This window comes from Pararobbsia alpina (genome assembly GCF_902859895.1).
GTDB lineage: Bacteria > Pseudomonadota > Gammaproteobacteria > Burkholderiales > Burkholderiaceae > Pararobbsia > Pararobbsia alpina.
Window position 1 is genome coordinate 59919 of sequence record NZ_CADIKM010000004.1, and the last position, 16118, is coordinate 76036.

Here is a 16118-nt window from a genome sequence, read left to right on the forward strand (position 1 = left end):
ATGCTTTCGCTAGGGGGCTCACTCGACAGATTGTTCTAAAGCGGGAGAGCGCTCAGGCTTCGGTCAGGACTTTCAGGTGCGAGGCGACGCTGCGGCCGAGCGCCGACAGGTTGTAGCCACCTTCGAGGCAGCTGACGACGCGCCCTTTCGCATAGCGTTTCGCGATCGCGCAGATCTGGGCGGTCAGCCATTCGTAGTCGGCCTCGACGAGTCCGAGGCCACCGAGATCGTCCTCGCGATGCGCGTCGAAGCCCGCGGACACGAAGATCATCTCGGGCCTGAACGCCTCGAGCGCAGGAATCCACATCAGCTCGACCGCCTCACGCATGGTCGCGCCATTAGTGCGTGCCGCGAGCGGCACGTTGACCATGTTCGAGGCGAGCGGCTCGCCGCCCGAATAGGGATAGAACGGATGCTGGAAAAAGCTGCACATCAGTACGCGCTCGTCGCCCGCGAAGGCGACTTCGGTTCCGTTGCCGTGATGCACGTCGAAATCGATGATGGCGACGCGCGACAGGCCGCGCGCTTCGAGCGCATGACGTGCGGCAATCGCCACATTGTTGAACAGGCAGAAGCCCATCGCTCGGCCGGGCTCGGCGTGATGGCCCGGCGGACGCACGCTGCAGAATGCGTTGTCGTATCGGCCATCGAGCACCGCATCAGTCGCGGCCACGGCCGCGCCGGCGGCGCGCATCGCGGCGCGCCAGCTGTAGGGGTTCATCCTCGTGTCGGCGTCGATTTCGGCATAACCCGCATCGGGCGCGAGCGCGCGGATGAACTCGACATGCTCGGCGCGATGCACGCGCAACAGCTCGGCCTCGTCGACCATCGGCGCTTCCTCATGGACGAGGAGCGGCTCGATGCGACTCGCGATCAATTGATCTTCGATAGCCTGCAGACGGCCAGGGCATTCGGGATGCCAATCGCCCATATCGTGCAGATTGCAGTCGGGATGAGAAAAGAGACCAGTGGCCATGCGTGTCGAATTGCGCGCCCTGCACTAGGCAGAATGACGATAAGTTACCACAGCGGCCTCGGTTATACTCCTCCCAAACCCGCCCGACTCGACCAATGATCGCCTCAAGCTTCTTACGCCTGTCTGCCGTCTGTCCGCCCGTTTCCCCGCTGCTTCGCCGGACCTTCATCGCGGCGGCCACAGCAGCCCTCGCGCTCGGTGCCGCCACGGCGCACGCACAGGATCCGGCCCAGGGTTTTCCGGGACAAACGGCGCCCGGCCAGACCTTCGAAGAAGAGATCGAGCCGCAGCGTTACGCGAACAATCCCGACGTCGATGCGTTCATCAACGACATGGCCGCGCGCTACGACTTCGATGCAGATTCGCTGCATGCGCTGTTCAACCAGGTCAGCTATTCCGCGACAGCGGTCAAGCTCGTGACGCCTGCGCCGGCACCCGGTGTCAAGAACTGGCAAATCTACGAGAGCCGATTTGTCGAGCCGGTACGTATCAATGCAGGCGTCAAGTTCTGGCGCGACAACCGCGATGCCTTGCAGCGCGCCTCGCAACAGTACGGTGTACCGCCGGAGGTCGTGGTCGGCATCATCGGAGTCGAAACGATCTACGGCAAATACATGGGCAACTTCCGGGTGCTCGATGCGCTGACGACGCTCGCGTTCGACTACCCGGCGACGCCGAACCAGGCCGACCGCGAAGCAACCTTCCGCAAGAACCTCGCCGACCTGCTGATCTGGACACGCGACTCGGGTATCGACCCGACGACGGTGCAGGGTTCGTATGCGGGGGCGATAGGCATTCCCCAGTTCATGCCGAGCAGCATCATCCAGTATGCGGTCAATTTCGACGGCAACAAGACCATCGACCTGCGCAATAGCCCGGCCGATGCCATCGGCAGCGTGGCGAACTATCTCAAGCAGAATGGCTGGGAGCCGGGTCGGCCCGTCGTCTGGCATATCGCCGTCGATGCGGGCAGCATCGGCATCGCGCAGGCCGCCGCCGACGGACGGGCTCAACCGAGTTGGTCACTCGACCAGTTGCTCAAGGCGGGCATGCTGCTCAACGAGCCCGGGCTCAACCAGAACGACGAACTCGGCACGCCGGTCACCGTCGTGGATCTGCCCTCGCCGACCCAGCCGACTCAATATGTGCTGGGCCTCAAGAATTTCTATGCGCTGACACGCTATAACCGCAGTTTCTTCTATGCGGAAGCCGTCTATGAACTCGGCGAGGCGGTCAAGGCGAAGCTCATGGCGACCGGCGGAACCACCGGCGCGAGCACCAACTGAAACGCCGCAATCCTCCCCGCCCTAAAGCAGGCCTGAAGGAGGAAGATTGCCGTGCACTTGTTCAAGCTCGGTACGCTTCATGCACTCCGGCCTCCGGTTTCATGCCGGGCCTTGGACCGGCTCTCAGGCCGGAAACACGCCAGTCGACAAGTAGCGATCGCCGCGATCGCAGACGATGAACACGATCGTCGCGTTCTCGACCTGCCTTGCGACGCGCAGGGCGACTTCGCAGGCGCCGGCCGATGAAATTCCGCAGAAGATCCCTTCGACCATCGCGAGACGCCGTGCCATGGCTTCCGCATCGGACTGGCTGACTGACTCCTCACGATCGACACGCGCGCGATCGAAGATCTTCGGCAGATAGGCTTCGGGCCACTTGCGAATGCCCGGAATCCGCGAGCCCTCGGCGGGTTGTGCGCCGATGATCTGGATGTCGGCGTTCTGCTCCTTCAGGTATTGCGAGACGCCCATGATCGTGCCGGTCGTCCCCATCGCTGAAACGAAATGCGTGATGCGCCCTTCCGTGTCGCGCCAGATCTCGGGGCCGGTGCCCTGATAGTGCGCGAGCGGATTGTCCGGGTTCGCGAACTGGTCGAGGATCACACCCTTGCCGTCACGCTGCATCTGGTCAGCAAGATCGCGTGCGTACTCCATGCCACCCTTGAGCGGCGTGAGGATGATTTCCGCACCGTAGGCGGCCATGCTCTGCCGCCGTTCGACCGACAGGTCCTCGGGCATCAGCAACACCATCTTGTAGCCGCGAACCGCCGCGGCCATCGCGAGCGCGATCCCCGTATTGCCGCTCGTCGCCTCGATCAGCGTATCGCCCGGCTTGATCCGTCCGCGCGCTTCGGCCTGCTTGATCATCGACAGTGCTGGACGATCCTTGACTGAGCCGGCCGGATTATTGCCCTCGAGCTTGCCAAGAATGACATTGTTGCGCGCACGAATCTCATCGTCGACCAGACGAACGAGCTGCACGAGTGGTGTATTGCCGATGGTGTCTTCGATAGTTTTGTAAGGCATGGCGACGCTGGATACTCGGTTGAGCCCGGAAAGAGTAGAGCCTTTGATTGTAATCCACGGCCTGCGGCGGCGCAGGTTGCAAGGACGAAGCGTCAGTGAGGAAGCTCGATGAAGAGCGCCGTCAACAGGGCCGGTAGAGGGGCGATGAATGCATCCGAGGATAGCGGCTGGAAAGAGCGCCTGAGAAGAGCCCCTCAGAAGAGAGCCGGCAAAGAGGGCCAACGAAGAGGGCCGGTGATACGCCCGGCATGGGCTGCGCCCTCTTCGACCGACACCATCACGGACAACGGGCAAGCCTCGCGCTTATTTCTTCGCGGTCTGCGTCGGCGGCGCGGGGGATTTGCCCGATACGGCGGCAGGCGCCGCACCCTCCACAGCGGGTGCATGACCCGTGGCGACACCGCCGGCGACACCGCTGCCCCCGATCGTCAGCCCGTTGGCCACCAGCTTCTCGATCGACTTCAGTCCGAGCCCGTCGATGCGCCCGGCGAGATCGTCCGCATCCCGGAACGGTCCGTTCGCTTCGCGCTCCTTGACGATCGCACGTGCCTTTGCAGAACCGATACCCGCCACGCTCTCGAGCGCGGCCTCGTCGGACACGTTCACGTCGACGGCAGCCGAGGCACAAGACATGCCCGCCACAAGCGCGAGTCCCACCCAGAAGTTTTTGCTGAACATCCGATGCTCCCTTGAAAGTCGCTCGCCGCAACAGCGCAACGAGGAACAGTCAGTGTAGGGAGCGCGCCTACGCGCTAAAAGCTGGCCGGATGGCCAGACACGCCAGCAAGAGGTCGTTCGTTCGGCCCTCACCTGGCATGCCGGGTTGCATGTTGATCCGGCGAAGGCCATGGCCTCAAGCCATGTCCTTCACACGGTCCACCTCATCATTCGGCGCCTTCGACCATCCAGTTCACGTACCGCTCGACGCCCTGCTGAACGGTGAGGAACGGCACGGTATAACCGGCCGCGCGCAGCCGAGTCTGGTCGGCCTCGGTGAAGCATTGATACTTGCCCCGCAGCGCATCGGGAAACGGAATGTATTCGATCAGCCCCTGTCCGACGAGCTCCTCGAGCGACAGCCGCGTCTCGCCCTTGATCGCGCGCAGCGTATTGACGACGGTCGATGCGACATCGTTGAACGGTTGCGCATGACCCGTGCCGAGGTTGAAGATCCCCGTGATCTGCGGGCGATCGAAAAAATGCAGGTTCACGCGCACCACGTCCTCGACCGACACGAAATCGCGCGTCTGCTGGCCTGCGCCATAACCGTTGTACTCGCCGAACAGCTTGACCTTGCCCTCGGCGCGGAACTGGTTGAAGTTGTGAAACGCAACCGACGCCATGCGCCCCTTGTGCTGTTCGCGCGGTCCGTACACATTGAAGTAGCGGAAACCGACGATCTGGCTTTTTGCGATCGTCAGGCGTCGCCGCACGATCTGGTCGAACAGGAACTTCGAATAGCCGTAGACGTTCAACGGGCGCTCGGATTCGCGATTCTCGACGAAGGTCTGCGAACCGCCGTAGATCGCGGCCGAGGATGCATAGAGAAACGGCACCCGTTGCGCGATGCACGCATCGAGCAGTGCGCTCGAATAGCGGAAGTTGTTGTCCATCATGTAGCGGCCGTCGCTCTCCATCGTGTCGGAGCACGCACCTTCGTGAAACAGACCGCGGATCTTGCCGAAGTATCCCGAAGCGAAGCGTTCGACGAACTCGCTCTTGTCGAGATAGTCACTGACTTCGCAATCGACGAGATTGCGAAACTTGTCGGCACGCGTGAGATTGTCGACGGCGATGATGTCATGTTCGCCCCGCTCGTTGAGCGCCTTGACGAGATTGCTGCCGATCAGGCCGGCCGCGCCGGTAACGATAATGGTCATGAAAACGCCTTGTGTTGATTGCCCGGCTTCAGCCGAACAGTTCGTGATATTCGACGGTTGCGGTCCCCAGCTTGGCCACCACCACACCGGCGGCGCGATTCGCGTAGGCCATCGCCTCCTGCAACGACAGACCCGCGCCCAGCATGGCTGCGAGTGTCGCGATCACCGTGTCACCGGCGCCCGACACATCGTACACTTCGCGCGCCTGGGCCGGCTCGTGGACCACGCCTTGCGCCGTGAAGAGCGTCATGCCTTCCTCGGAACGCGTGAGCAGCAGCGCGGCGATATCGAGCTCGGCGCGCAGCTTCGACACACGCTGTTCGAGATCGGCTTCCGAATGCCAGCGCCCGACCACCTCACGCAACTCGGCGCGATTGGGCGTGATGACCGATGCACCGCGATACCGCGCCCAGTCGTCGCCCTTCGGATCGACGAGGATCGACTTGCCCGCCGCGCGCGCGTTCGCAATCATCTTCTCGACATGGGTCAGGCCACCCTTCGCATAGTCGGAGAGCAACACCACGTCGTGCGCGGGCAGCAGTGCATCGAAACGCGCGAGTCCCGCGAGCAGGACTTCATGAGTCGGCAGGCTTTCGAAATCGATGCGGATCAATTGCTGCTGCCGCGACACGATGCGAAGTTTGATCGTCGTCGCGAGGCCCGGGTCGCTCTGGACGTGGGCCACCACATTGCTGTGCGCCAACAGCTCGATCAGCTTTTGCGCGGGCTCGTCGTCACCGATCACGCAGAGCAGGCTCGTCTGCGCACCGAGCGTCGCGGCATTGCGCGCGACGTTCGCGGCCCCGCCGAGGCGCTCTTCACTGCGCGTCACATGGACGACCGGCACGGGGGCCTCGGGCGAGATGCGATTGACATCGCCGAACCAGTAGCGGTCGAGCATCACGTCGCCGACCACCAGCACACGCGACGCGCCGAGCTGCTCGCGCGTCACGACCGGCAATGTGGCCGCACCGGCCGCACCCAGATCCGCGGGACCCGATGAGGCCGCCGTACCCGGGCCGGTATGCGCCGATTTGCCCGGATCAAGAGAGGATCCTTGCGGCGAACCCTTTGACAACTCAGGCGATGACATCTGCATTTCCCTCGAGCGTTGTCAAAGCGATCTCAGGCCTGCCGATCCCGTAGTACTCGATGCCCTGTTCGGCGAGCGTCGGCGGATCATACAGATTGCGGCCGTCGAAGATCAGCGGGGTCTTGAGCTGCGTTTTCAGATAGCTGAAGTCAGGGCTTTTGAATGCCTTCCATTCAGTCACGATGACCAACGCATCGGCACCGGCCACCGCCTGGCGCGGCTCATCGACATAGCTGAGGCGTTCGAGCACCTCGGGCTGGTCCGCGAAGTCGATCGCGAAGACACGGCGCGCCTCGCCCATCGCCACGGGGTCGTGGGCAACGACCGACGCCCCGCGCGCGAGCAGCGCCGCCACGAGCACGCGGCTCGACGCGGCACGCATGTCGTCCGTGTTCGGCTTGAACGCCAGCCCCCAGACCGCGAACCGGCGCCCCGTCAGGTCTTCGCCGAGCCGCTTGACGATCTTGCCGACCAGCACCTGCTTCTGCTGCTCGTTGACGCGCTCGACCGACTCGAGAATATGCAGGTGCTGGCCAGATTCCGCCGCCGTGCGGATCAGCGCCTGCACGTCCTTCGGGAAACACGAGCCGCCATAACCGCAACCGGCATAGAGAAAGTCATAGCCGATGCGCGGATCGGAGCCGATGCCGCGACGCACGGCCTCGATGTCCGCGCCGACGCGATCGGCGAGATTGGCCATCTCGTTCATGAACGAGATCCGTGTCGCCAGCATCGCATTGGCCGCGTACTTCGTAAACTCGGCCGAACGGACATCCATATAGAGCATGCGTTCGTGGTTGCGATTGAACGGCGCATAGAGGCGCTTGATCATTTCGCGCGCTTTCGCTCCATGCCTGTCGTCGTCGCAGCCGATCACGATCCGGTCCGGACGCATGAAGTCGTCGACGGCCGCGCCTTCCTTGAGAAACTCCGGATTGGAGACGATCGAGAAGTTCGCCGCGACGCCACGCGCGTCGAGCTGCTCGCGAATGACTTCGCCCACGCGCTGCGCCGTGCCGACCGGCACGGTCGACTTGTCGACCACGACCTTGAAACCGGTCATATGCTTGCCGATCGAATACGCGGCATCGAGCACATGCGACAAGTCGGCCGAGCCGTCCTCGTCGGGCGGCGTGCCGACCGCGATGAACTGGATGTCGCCGTGCGCGACGCTCGCCTCGACATCGGTCGAAAACTGGATGCGGCCGGCCGCGCGGTTGCGTGCGATCAGTTCCTGAAGGCCGGGTTCATGAATCGGTACGCCGCCGGAATTGAGAATCTCGATCTTGCGCGCGTCGACATCGACACAGAACACGTCGTTGCCGATTTCGGCCAGGCAGGCGCCCGTGACGAGACCTACATAACCGGTGCCGATAATAGTGATTTTCATAGAGGTCGAAGTAGTCCAGATTCGGTTCCGCGACGTTCAGCCGCCGCTTGCCATGGGTTCGACGCGGCGCGGCGCGTAGGTTTCCCAGCCGCTGCAACCGGGGCATTGCCAGTAGAACAGGCGCGCGCGGAAACCGCAGCTCTGGCAGGTATAGCGAGGCAGGTTCTTGGTGCGCTGGCGCATCAGGTTGCGCATCAGCTCGAGTTCGCCGCGGCGCGGCTCCTCGGCCGTGGCCACTTGCGCTTCGAGCAGGCGCGACATGCCGGCAAGGTTCGGCGCCTTCTGCATCTGGCCGCGCACAAGCTGATGCGCAGCCTCCGTGCCGATTTGCTGAGCGATATAGGTATAGGACGTGTCGAGCAGATCATTCGACGGATATTTGTCGAGATACTGCATCAGCAGGTGCGCGCCTTCCGCGTCCCGGCCGAGCGCGCTGTAGGCTTTCATCAGGCGCTCGACGATCAGGGGCAGGTGCGCAGCCGACTGCGTCTCGACCTTGCGCCAGTGATCAATCGCGCCGGCCGGATTGGCGGTCGCCATCTCGGCGTCGCCCGCGAGGATCGTCGCGCGGACATTGGCCGGATTCGCCTCGCGCGCCAGCCGCAGTTCGGCGACCGATTGCGCACTATCCTGCTTCTGCAAGGCTTCCTGGGCCCGTTCGCAATGAAACTGCGCGACTTCCTTGCGAAACGACTGCGCGCTGATCTTTTCGAGCGCCTCGGCCGTTTCGATTGCTTTCGCCCAGTCCTTCTCGATCTCGTAGATGGTCAGCAGGCAGCGCTGAGCGTCGATCGCAAATGCGCCCTCATCGAGCGACTTGAAGGTGTCCTCGGCGCGGTCGAGCAGGCCCGCCTTGAGAAAGTCCAACCCGAGTTCGAACATCGCATGCTCGCGCTCGACCGAAGGCAGATCGGAACGGTTCAGAAGATTCTGATGGACGCGGATCGCCCGTTCGGTCTCGCCACGGCGGCGAAACAGGCTACCCAGTGCGAAGTGCAGTTCAGTCGTCTCGGGGTCGAGCTTGACGACTTCGATGAACGCATCGATCGCCTGGTCCGGCTGCTCGTTGAGCAGGAAATTCAGGCCGCGGAAATACGAGCGCGGCAAATTCGCGCTTTCGGACAGCAGATGCTTGACGTCGAAGCGCGCCGCCATCCAGCCGAGCCCGAAAACCACGGGGATCAACAACAACCACCAATAATCGAGATCCATGCGGCGTCGTCAGCTTTAGGAAAGGGATAGTTGAAAGAACGGCGTCACGACAGGGCACCCGCCGGGCACGCCGACCGAGGCGAGGGTCGGCTCGATTTCCGACACCCCACCGCTCGCTCAGATGATCGGGGGCAGCGGCGGTTCATCCAACACGACCGGCGCGTTCTGCGCATTCTTGATCTGGCGCCTGAGCCGCGCATTCTCGAGGCGCATCCGCACCAGCGCGGGCGCCGCCGCGAGTACACCCGCGAACAGGCCGACCGCGAAGAACACCAGGCCGAGGAGGATCAGGGGGGCCTGCCACGCATAGCCGGCAACGAAGTTGAGCGACGCTTCCTGGGTATTGGCGAGCGCCAGAATCAACAGCACGACAAAGACCAGCGCACGCAGCAGCCAGACGATGAACCTCATGCGATTTGTTTCCCGTTGGAGAGTGCGAACTACGCCGTTGCAAGCGTTCCGGCCGCCCGGCGCCCACCCCGCGAGCCAGCGTCGGCCTGCGAATCGCCCGTATTGTAATGGATGCGGCACCGGTCCCGAAGCGCGACCCGGCCGCCACCGCGTTTCGCGCGGATACAAAAAAAGCGCCCGGAGGCGCTTTCTTCGACAACCACTGCTATCACTTCAACTGGCTCGGATGATGGCCGTCCACCCGCCCTGCCTCCACTCCTGGGAATGGATTTCAGAAATGACGGGGCGCATCGTCCTGCTTCAGCGGCTCTCCCGCACGACCGTCGACACGTTCGCGCAATTCCTTGCCGGGCTTGAAATGGGGCACGTGCTTTTCGGGCACGAGCACCTTTTCACCCGACTTCGGATTGCGCCCTACGCGTGACGGGCGGCGGTTCAGTCCGAAACTGCCGAAGCCTCGAATTTCAATGCGGTGTCCTTTCGCAAGCGAGTCGGACATCGCATCGAGCATCTGTTTCACCGCGAAATCCACATCCTTCAACACCAGTTGTGAAAATCGCGTGGCCAGTTGCGCGACCAATTCGGATTTGGTCATACGCCCGCAACCTTACTGGTTCTGGCCGTCCAGCTTTGCCTTCAGCAGCGCGCCGAGATTCGTCGTGCCCGTTGCTGCGGAGCTGTCGTTGGCCATCTTCGACATTGCTTCGGTCTGCTCGGCTTGATCCTTCGCCTTGATCGACAGATTGATGCCGCGCGACTTGCGATCGATATTGATGACAACCGCTTCGATCTGCTGGCCTTCCTTCAGCACATTGCGCGCATCTTCGACGCGGTCATGCGTGATTTCCGACGCACGCAGGTAGCCTTCGATGTCGCCTTGCAGCGTCACGACAGCACCCTTGGCATCGATCGACTTGACCGTACCCGTCACGAGCGAACCCTTGTCGTTCATCGCGACATAGTTGCTGAACGGGTCGCCTTCCATCTGCTTGATACCGAGCGAGATGCGTTCCTTCTCGACGTCGATGCCAAGTACCAGGGCTTCGACTTCGTCGCCCTTCTTGTACTTGCGAACCGCTTCTTCGCCGGTTTCGTTCCAGGACAGGTCCGACAGGTGGACGAGACCGTCGATGCCGCCCGGCAGGCCGATGAACACGCCGAAGTCGGTGATCGACTTGATCGCGCCCTTGAGCTTGTCGCCCTTCTTGTAGTTACGGCTGAAGTCGTCCCACGGGTTCGGCTTGCATTGCTTCATGCCGAGGCTGATACGGCGGCGGTCTTCGTCGATTTCGAGAACCATGACTTCGACTTCGTCACCGAGCTGCACAACCTTGCTGGGGGCGACGTTCTTGTTGGTCCAGTCCATTTCCGAGACGTGAACCAGGCCTTCGATGCCCGATTCCACTTCGACGAATGCGCCGTAGTCGGTGATGTTGGTGACCTTGCCGAACAGGCGCGTGCCCGACGGGTAACGGCGCGAAATACCTTCCCACGGATCGTCGCCGAGTTGCTTGATGCCCAGCGAGACGCGGTTCTTCTCTTGATCGAACTTGAGAATCTTCGCGGTCACTTCCTGGCCGACCGACAACACTTCGCTCGGGTGACGCACGCGACGCCATGCGATGTCGGTGATGTGCAGCAGGCCGTCGATACCACCGAGGTCCACGAATGCGCCGTAGTCGGTGATGTTCTTGACCACGCCTTCGACGATCGCGCCTTCCTTGAGCGTTTCGAGCAGCTTCGCGCGCTCTTCGCCCTGGGTCGCTTCGATCACGGCACGGCGCGACAGCACGACGTTGTTACGCTTGCGGTCGAGCTTGATGACGCGGAATTCGAGGGTCTTGCCCTCGTACGGGGTCGTGTCCTTGACCGGACGCGTGTCGACGAGCGAACCCGGCAGGAATGCGCGGATGCCGTTGACCATGACCGTCAGGCCGCCCTTGACCTTGCCCGTGATCGTGCCGGTCACGAGTTCGTTGTTGTCGAGGGCCTTTTCAAGCGACAGCCACGAAGCGAGACGCTTCGCTTTGTCGCGCGACAGGATGGTGTCGCCATAACCGTTTTCGAGCGCGTCGATCGCGACCGAAACGAAGTCACCCGCCTGAACTTCAACCTCACCCGCATCGTTGAAGAATTCTTCGATTGGGATATAGGCTTCGGACTTCAGACCCGCGTTGACGACCACGAAGTTGTGGTCAACACGCACGACTTCGGCGGAGATCACTTCGCCGGCGCGCATGTCTTGACGGGTCAGCGACTCTTCGAACAGAGCCGCAAAGGATTCGTTGCTGGAGGTTGAGGTTTGCAGGTCGGACATAAAAATCGAAAATGGCGTGTTGCCGTTCGCGGCATGACGGCCGCTAGCTGAACGATGACACGCGGGGTTAAGGGTTGAAATACATCCCGCGGCACCCTTGCCGGGGACACTTCATCCGGCGCGCGACTGCTGCACGCCGGTACTGCACTTGCACTTCACTTGCGTACCACTTGTTGACGACTCGTGCGACCTACTCACGCGCGGTGCGCTCGCGAAACCAGCCGACCACCGTCTCCACCGTCTGTTCGACGCTCAAACCGGAGGTATCGAGGGTCAGCGCGTCGGCCGCCGCCTTGAGCGGTGCGGCCGCGCGTTGGCTGTCGCGTGCGTCGCGCGCTTGAAGATCGCGACTTAGATCATCGAGCTTAGCAGAAAAGCCTTTTTCTATCAATTGCTTATATCGCCTTTCCGCGCGCGCGGCAACGCTGGCCGTCAAAAACACCTTGAGCGTCGCATCCGGGAAAATCACCGTGCCCATGTCACGCCCGTCGGCAACCAGGCCCGGTGGCACGCGAAAGGCCCGCTGGCGGGCGATCAGGGCCTGCCGCAGCGCGCCGTGCACGGCGATCGCGGAGGCCCGGTTGCCGACGTGCTCCGCGCGGATTTCGTTCGAGACGTCCTCCCCGTCGAGCCGTACACAGCCTTCGCGGAAGACGATATGGAGATCGCCGGCGAGTTCCACAAGGGTGTCGACGTCGTCTTCATCGATCCCCACTTTTAGACTTGCCAATGCGGTCAGACGATAAAGCGCGCCGCTGTCGAGGTAGTGGAAGGAAAGCACCTCGGCCACCTGCTGGGCGACCGTCCCCTTGCCGGACGCCGTGGGCCCGTCGATCGTGATGACCGGGGCTTTTAGACTCGCGCTCATCGTCGCGCCACCTCGGCGAAGCGGTCGAAATAGTCCGGGAATGTCTTGCCCACGCAACGGGGGTCATTGATCGTCACGGGTACGCCCGCCAGGCTGACCAGCGAAAAACACATCGCCATGCGGTGATCGTCGTAGGTGTCGATCTCGGCACCCGCGCTCAGGCGCGCGGGCGGCGTCACCTTCAGATAGTCCGCGCCCTCCTCGACCGTCGCGCCGACCTTGCGCAGTTCGGTCGCCATCGCGGCAAGCCGGTCGGTCTCCTTGACCCGCCAGCTTGCAATATTGCGCAGCGTGCTCGTGCCGTCGGCAAACAGCGCGGCGACGGCGATCGTCATGGCCGCGTCGGGGATCAGGTTGAAATCCATGTCGATCGGCTTCAAACGGCCATGGTCGTTCTCGACGCCACGCACTTCGATCCAATCGTCGCCCACTGAGACATTCGCACCCATTTGCGCGAGGGCATCGGCGAAACGCACATCGCCCTGGATGCTCGTATGGCCCACGCCCTCGACCCGCAGCGGGCCGCCGCCGATCGCGCCGGCCGCGAGGAAATACGAGGCGGAGGACGCGTCGCCTTCCACTGCGATGCGGCCCGGCGACTTGAAGCGCGCGTTGGCCGGGATCGTGAAACGCGCCCAGCCCTCACGCTCGACGACCACGCCGAAACGCTCCATCAGCCGCATCGTGATCTCGACGTAGGGCTTCGAGATCAGTTCGCCCTCGATCTCGACGACGACTGGGCCGCTTGCCGAAACGAGCGGCAGAGTCATCAGCAGCGCCGTCAGGAACTGGCTCGAGACGTCGCCGCGCACCCGGATCGGCGCGCTCACGCGAATCGCGGCGGGGTGGATCCGCAGCGGCGGGAAACCGTCGTTGAGTTCATAGTCGATCTGGGCGCCGATCTGGCGCAGACCGTCGACGAGATCGCCGATGGGTCGTTCATGCATGCGTGCCACGCCGGCCACGCGATATTCACCGCCGCTCAGCGCCAGCGCCGCGGTCAGCGGGCGGACAGCGGTGCCCGCATTGCCGAGGAACAGGTCAGCTTCCTTGACGGGGAACGCGCCGCTTGAATTCCCACCGATGCCCTTGATGAGACAGTTTCCGTCGCCGCGCTCAAGCTCGACGCCGAGCTTGGCGAGCGCATCGAGCATCACCCGCGTGTCGTCCGATGCAAGCAGGTTCTCGACACGCGTCTCGCCTTCGGCGAGCGCGGCCAGCAGCAGCACGCGATTCGAAATGCTCTTCGAGCCCGGCAGGCGTACCGTGCCCGACGCACGGGAGAACGGCCCCAATACCAGTTGTTCCATTGTTGATCCTTTATTCGCCTGTTTTGTTAGCGCCGCCACCGGCCCGATGCGCTTCGCCACCTGCTGCCACGCCGGGTTCCGGCCGGTCGCTCCAGCGCTGGCGTGCGTCGCGCGCACGGCTGAAGACATCGGCCAGCCGATTGCCGTCACCCGCTTCGATCGCTGCACGCAGTCGGGCCAGCACCGCGGTATAGCCATCGAGTTCCGCAAGCAGCGCCTGCCGGTTCGCGAGAAAGATATCGCGCCACATCTCGGGGCTCGATGCCGCGATCCGGGTGAAGTCGCGAAATCCGCCCGCGGCAAAAGAAAACTTTAGTCCCGCTTCGGCCGAATCGAGAATCTGATCGACGAGCGCAAACGACAGCAGGTGCGGTAAATGGCTGACCGAAGCGAATACCGTGTCGTGCTGGTGTGCGTTCATCCGGTGCAGACGGGCTCCGCTCGCCTGCCACATGGCCTCGACACGCGCCACGCTCGCCTCTGGATTTTCGGGTAGCGGGCAGAGTACGACATTACGTCCGTCGTAGAGATCTTCGATCGCCGCGTCGATGCCACTGAGCTCACGCCCCGCGATCGGGTGGGCCGGGACGAACTGTTTGATCCGCGAACCGAGCGAGGCGCGCGCCGCGGCGATCACGTCGCTCTTGGTGCTGCCCGCGTCGGTGACAATGGTTTGCAGTTGAAGATGCGGGATCATGACGTCGAGCAAGGCGCGCGTCTGCGCGACCGGCGTGGCGATCACGACGAGATCGGCACCGTCGAGTGCCCGGGCGAGACCTGCCACGTCGTCGAAGGTACAGCCCGAATCGACCACGCCAAGCTGGATCGCACGCTCGACAGCGGCCATGCCGCGACCCACACCGACGATCTCGCCACGCGGTGCCGCTGGCGGCGACTTGCCGGCCGCATCGCTGCTTGCCCCGCTGTTCACCCCTCCGCTTGCCGCGCTGTTCACACCCCTGGCCTCGGCCAGCGGCGCGGCGCCATAGGCACTGTAGGGGTCCCCGAGTTCGTCGGCACGCCCGGCACGACGCAGCGCACGCGCGAGCGAACCGCCGATCAGCCCGACGCCGCAGATGACGATCTTCCCGAAGCGAAACGGCGCAGGCTGCGCCTCCTGCCCTTCAGCATCCATCACGCGCGACCGAGCACGCGGCGCAGCGCGGCCACGAAGGTTTCGTTTTCCTCGGGCAGGCCGATCGTCACGCGCAGCCATTGCGGCAGGCCGTAGTTGCCGACCGGACGAACGATCACGCCCTCCTTGAGCAGGCCGATGTTCACGCGCGCGCCGGCGCCATCGTCGTCGCCGACGCGCACCAGCACGAAGTTGCCGTGCGACGGTACATATTCGAGTCCGAGCGCGTCGAAGGCCGCGGTCAGCGTCTTGTATCCGGCCGAGTTGAGTTTGGCACTCTTCTCGAGGAAGGCCCGGTCGCCGAGCGCGGCAAGCGCCGCGGCCTGCGCGAGACTGTTGACGTTGAACGGCTGGCGCAGGCGATTGAGCAGGTCCGTGAGCTGGGGCTGCGCGATCGCAAACCCGACGCGCAGGCCCGCGAGGCCATACGCCTTCGAGAAGGTGCGCGAAACCAGTAGGTTCGGATAACGGCGCGTCCACTCGATCGAGTCGTAGCGCTGACTGGCGTCCAGATATTCGGTATAGGCCTCGTCGAGCACGACGACGACGTGCGAGGGCACCTTCTTGAGGAAGGCTTCCATCTGCTCGCCCGGCACAAACGTGCCGGTCGGATTATTCGGATTCGCAACGAATACGAGACGGGTGTCGTCCTCGATGGCGGCGAGCATCGCATCGAGATCGTGGCCATAGGCCTTCGCGGGCACGACGATCGCGCGCGCGCCGACGCCTTGCGTCGCGAGCGCGTAGACCGCGAACGAATACTGCGCGAACACGACCGACTGATCGTGTTCAAGCAAGGCATGCGCGGCAAGCTCGAGAATGTCGTTGCTGCCGTTGCCGAGCGTGATCCAGTCTTCGCCTACACCGTAGCGTGCCGCGAGCGCGGTCTTCAGGTCGAAGCCATTCGAATCGGGATAGCGGCCGAGATCGGCGATCGCGCGTTGCACCGCGGTCTGCGCGGACGGCGGCATGCCGAGCGGATTTTCGTTCGAGGCGAGCTTGACGATGCGTGCTTCGTCGAGCCCGAATTCGCGTGCGACCTCGGAAATAGGCTTGCCGGCGATATACGGTGCGATCGCGCGCACATAAGACGGCCCATAAGACGTGGCGGACATGAAGTCTCCCTTCTGCATGAGATGCGGCATAAACGGACCGCGCAAAGCGCGACGTGAGCTTCTGCAGCAATAGTGGCAATCCGGTCGCGGCAATCGCAC

At 63.3% G+C, this 16118-nt stretch carries 15 protein-coding genes; 1 reads left to right on the top strand and 14 read right to left on the bottom strand.

The features are described from left to right. Nucleotides 1–52 precede the first annotated feature (52 nt). Complete coding sequence (locus HV670_RS06060) at nucleotides 53–976, bottom strand: histone deacetylase family protein (RefSeq protein ID WP_175103753.1); 924 nt, start codon at nucleotides 974–976, stop codon at nucleotides 53–55. A 95-nt stretch (nucleotides 977–1071) separates the two neighbouring features. Between HV670_RS06060 and mltB the strand changes: the two genes are divergently transcribed. Beyond that, on the top strand, nucleotides 1072–2262 hold the full coding sequence (mltB, locus tag HV670_RS06065; protein WP_175103754.1) for a lytic murein transglycosylase B: 1191 nt from the start codon (nucleotides 1072–1074) through the stop codon (nucleotides 2260–2262). A gap of 123 nt (nucleotides 2263–2385) precedes the next feature. On the opposite strand, the gene cysM is transcribed toward mltB, so the two are convergent. From cysM to hisC, 13 genes are all read right to left on the bottom strand, one after another. Then, nucleotides 2386–3288 carry a cysteine synthase CysM gene (gene cysM / locus HV670_RS06070; RefSeq protein ID WP_175103755.1) on the bottom strand — a complete coding sequence of 301 codons (903 nt, stop codon included), beginning with the start codon at nucleotides 3286–3288 and terminating at the stop codon, nucleotides 2386–2388. Nucleotides 3289–3591: 303 nt separating this feature from the next. Next, entirely contained in the window at nucleotides 3592–3966 is a 375-nt protein-coding gene (locus tag HV670_RS06075) for a ComEA family DNA-binding protein (RefSeq protein ID WP_175103756.1), read from the bottom strand. A gap of 206 nt (nucleotides 3967–4172) precedes the next feature. Further along, entirely contained in the window at nucleotides 4173–5168 is a 996-nt protein-coding gene (gene rfaD / locus HV670_RS06080) for an ADP-glyceromanno-heptose 6-epimerase (RefSeq protein ID WP_175103757.1), read from the bottom strand. 28 nt (nucleotides 5169–5196) lie between these two features. Then, nucleotides 5197–6261: a D-glycero-beta-D-manno-heptose-7-phosphate kinase gene (gene rfaE1, locus HV670_RS06085; protein WP_175103758.1), complete on the bottom strand. Its 1065-nt coding sequence runs from the start codon at nucleotides 6259–6261 to the stop codon at nucleotides 5197–5199. Next, nucleotides 6248–7651 carry a UDP-glucose dehydrogenase family protein gene (locus HV670_RS06090; protein WP_175103759.1) on the bottom strand — a complete coding sequence of 468 codons (1404 nt, stop codon included), beginning with the start codon at nucleotides 7649–7651 and terminating at the stop codon, nucleotides 6248–6250. The genes rfaE1 and HV670_RS06090 overlap by 14 nt, the downstream gene beginning before the upstream one ends. A gap of 36 nt (nucleotides 7652–7687) precedes the next feature. After that, nucleotides 7688–8863, bottom strand: coding sequence for a lipopolysaccharide assembly protein LapB (gene lapB / locus HV670_RS06095; protein ID WP_175103760.1), 1176 nt, complete (start codon nucleotides 8861–8863; stop codon nucleotides 7688–7690). Between the two features lie 117 nt (nucleotides 8864–8980). Beyond that, on the bottom strand, nucleotides 8981–9274 hold the full coding sequence (locus tag HV670_RS06100) for a LapA family protein (RefSeq protein ID WP_175103762.1): 294 nt from the start codon (nucleotides 9272–9274) through the stop codon (nucleotides 8981–8983). 271 nt (nucleotides 9275–9545) lie between these two features. After that, nucleotides 9546–9869 (bottom strand): integration host factor subunit beta, encoded by a 324-nt coding sequence (locus HV670_RS06105; RefSeq protein WP_175103764.1) that lies wholly within the window; start codon nucleotides 9867–9869, stop codon nucleotides 9546–9548. Nucleotides 9870–9881: 12 nt separating this feature from the next. Continuing rightward, a complete protein-coding gene (gene rpsA, locus HV670_RS06110; RefSeq protein WP_175103766.1) occupies nucleotides 9882–11591 on the bottom strand; it encodes a 30S ribosomal protein S1 in 1710 nt (569 codons plus the stop codon). 190 nt (nucleotides 11592–11781) lie between these two features. Next, a complete protein-coding gene (gene cmk, locus HV670_RS06115) occupies nucleotides 11782–12459 on the bottom strand; it encodes a (d)CMP kinase (RefSeq protein WP_175103767.1) in 678 nt (225 codons plus the stop codon). Then, nucleotides 12456–13769, bottom strand: coding sequence for a 3-phosphoshikimate 1-carboxyvinyltransferase (gene aroA, locus HV670_RS06120; RefSeq protein WP_175103769.1), 1314 nt, complete (start codon nucleotides 13767–13769; stop codon nucleotides 12456–12458). Before aroA ends, cmk begins: the two co-directional genes overlap by 4 nt. A gap of 10 nt (nucleotides 13770–13779) precedes the next feature. After that, complete coding sequence (locus HV670_RS06125; protein WP_175103771.1) at nucleotides 13780–14904, bottom strand: prephenate dehydrogenase; 1125 nt, start codon at nucleotides 14902–14904, stop codon at nucleotides 13780–13782. Next, the gene (gene hisC, locus HV670_RS06130; RefSeq protein WP_175103773.1) at nucleotides 14904–16019 is read right to left on the bottom strand and encodes a histidinol-phosphate transaminase; all 1116 of its coding nucleotides are present in this window, start codon (nucleotides 16017–16019) and stop codon (nucleotides 14904–14906) included. Before hisC ends, HV670_RS06125 begins: the two co-directional genes overlap by 1 nt. Between the last annotated feature and the right edge of the window lie 99 nt (nucleotides 16020–16118).

Bases quoted from the DNA above. Each gene is read 5' to 3' on its own strand.
- HV670_RS06060 (WP_175103753.1), bottom strand. From the start codon at position 976: ATGGCCACTGGTCTCTTTTCTCATCCCGACTGCAATCTGCACGATATG.
- mltB (WP_175103754.1), top strand. From the start codon at position 1,072: ATGATCGCCTCAAGCTTCTTACGCCTGTCTGCCGTCTGTCCGCCCGTT.
- cysM (WP_175103755.1), bottom strand. From the start codon at position 3,288: ATGCCTTACAAAACTATCGAAGACACCATCGGCAATACACCACTCGTG.
- HV670_RS06075 (WP_175103756.1), bottom strand. From the start codon at position 3,966: ATGTTCAGCAAAAACTTCTGGGTGGGACTCGCGCTTGTGGCGGGCATG.
- rfaD (WP_175103757.1), bottom strand. From the start codon at position 5,168: ATGACCATTATCGTTACCGGCGCGGCCGGCCTGATCGGCAGCAATCTC.
- rfaE1 (WP_175103758.1), bottom strand. From the start codon at position 6,261: ATGTCATCGCCTGAGTTGTCAAAGGGTTCGCCGCAAGGATCCTCTCTT.
- HV670_RS06090 (WP_175103759.1), bottom strand. From the start codon at position 7,651: ATGAAAATCACTATTATCGGCACCGGTTATGTAGGTCTCGTCACGGGC.
- lapB (WP_175103760.1), bottom strand. From the start codon at position 8,863: ATGGATCTCGATTATTGGTGGTTGTTGTTGATCCCCGTGGTTTTCGGG.
- HV670_RS06100 (WP_175103762.1), bottom strand. From the start codon at position 9,274: ATGAGGTTCATCGTCTGGCTGCTGCGTGCGCTGGTCTTTGTCGTGCTG.
- HV670_RS06105 (WP_175103764.1), bottom strand. From the start codon at position 9,869: ATGACCAAATCCGAATTGGTCGCGCAACTGGCCACGCGATTTTCACAA.
- rpsA (WP_175103766.1), bottom strand. From the start codon at position 11,591: ATGTCCGACCTGCAAACCTCAACCTCCAGCAACGAATCCTTTGCGGCT.
- cmk (WP_175103767.1), bottom strand. From the start codon at position 12,459: ATGAGCGCGAGTCTAAAAGCCCCGGTCATCACGATCGACGGGCCCACG.
- aroA (WP_175103769.1), bottom strand. From the start codon at position 13,769: ATGGAACAACTGGTATTGGGGCCGTTCTCCCGTGCGTCGGGCACGGTA.
- HV670_RS06125 (WP_175103771.1), bottom strand. From the start codon at position 14,904: ATGGATGCTGAAGGGCAGGAGGCGCAGCCTGCGCCGTTTCGCTTCGGG.
- hisC (WP_175103773.1), bottom strand. From the start codon at position 16,019: ATGTCCGCCACGTCTTATGGGCCGTCTTATGTGCGCGCGATCGCACCG.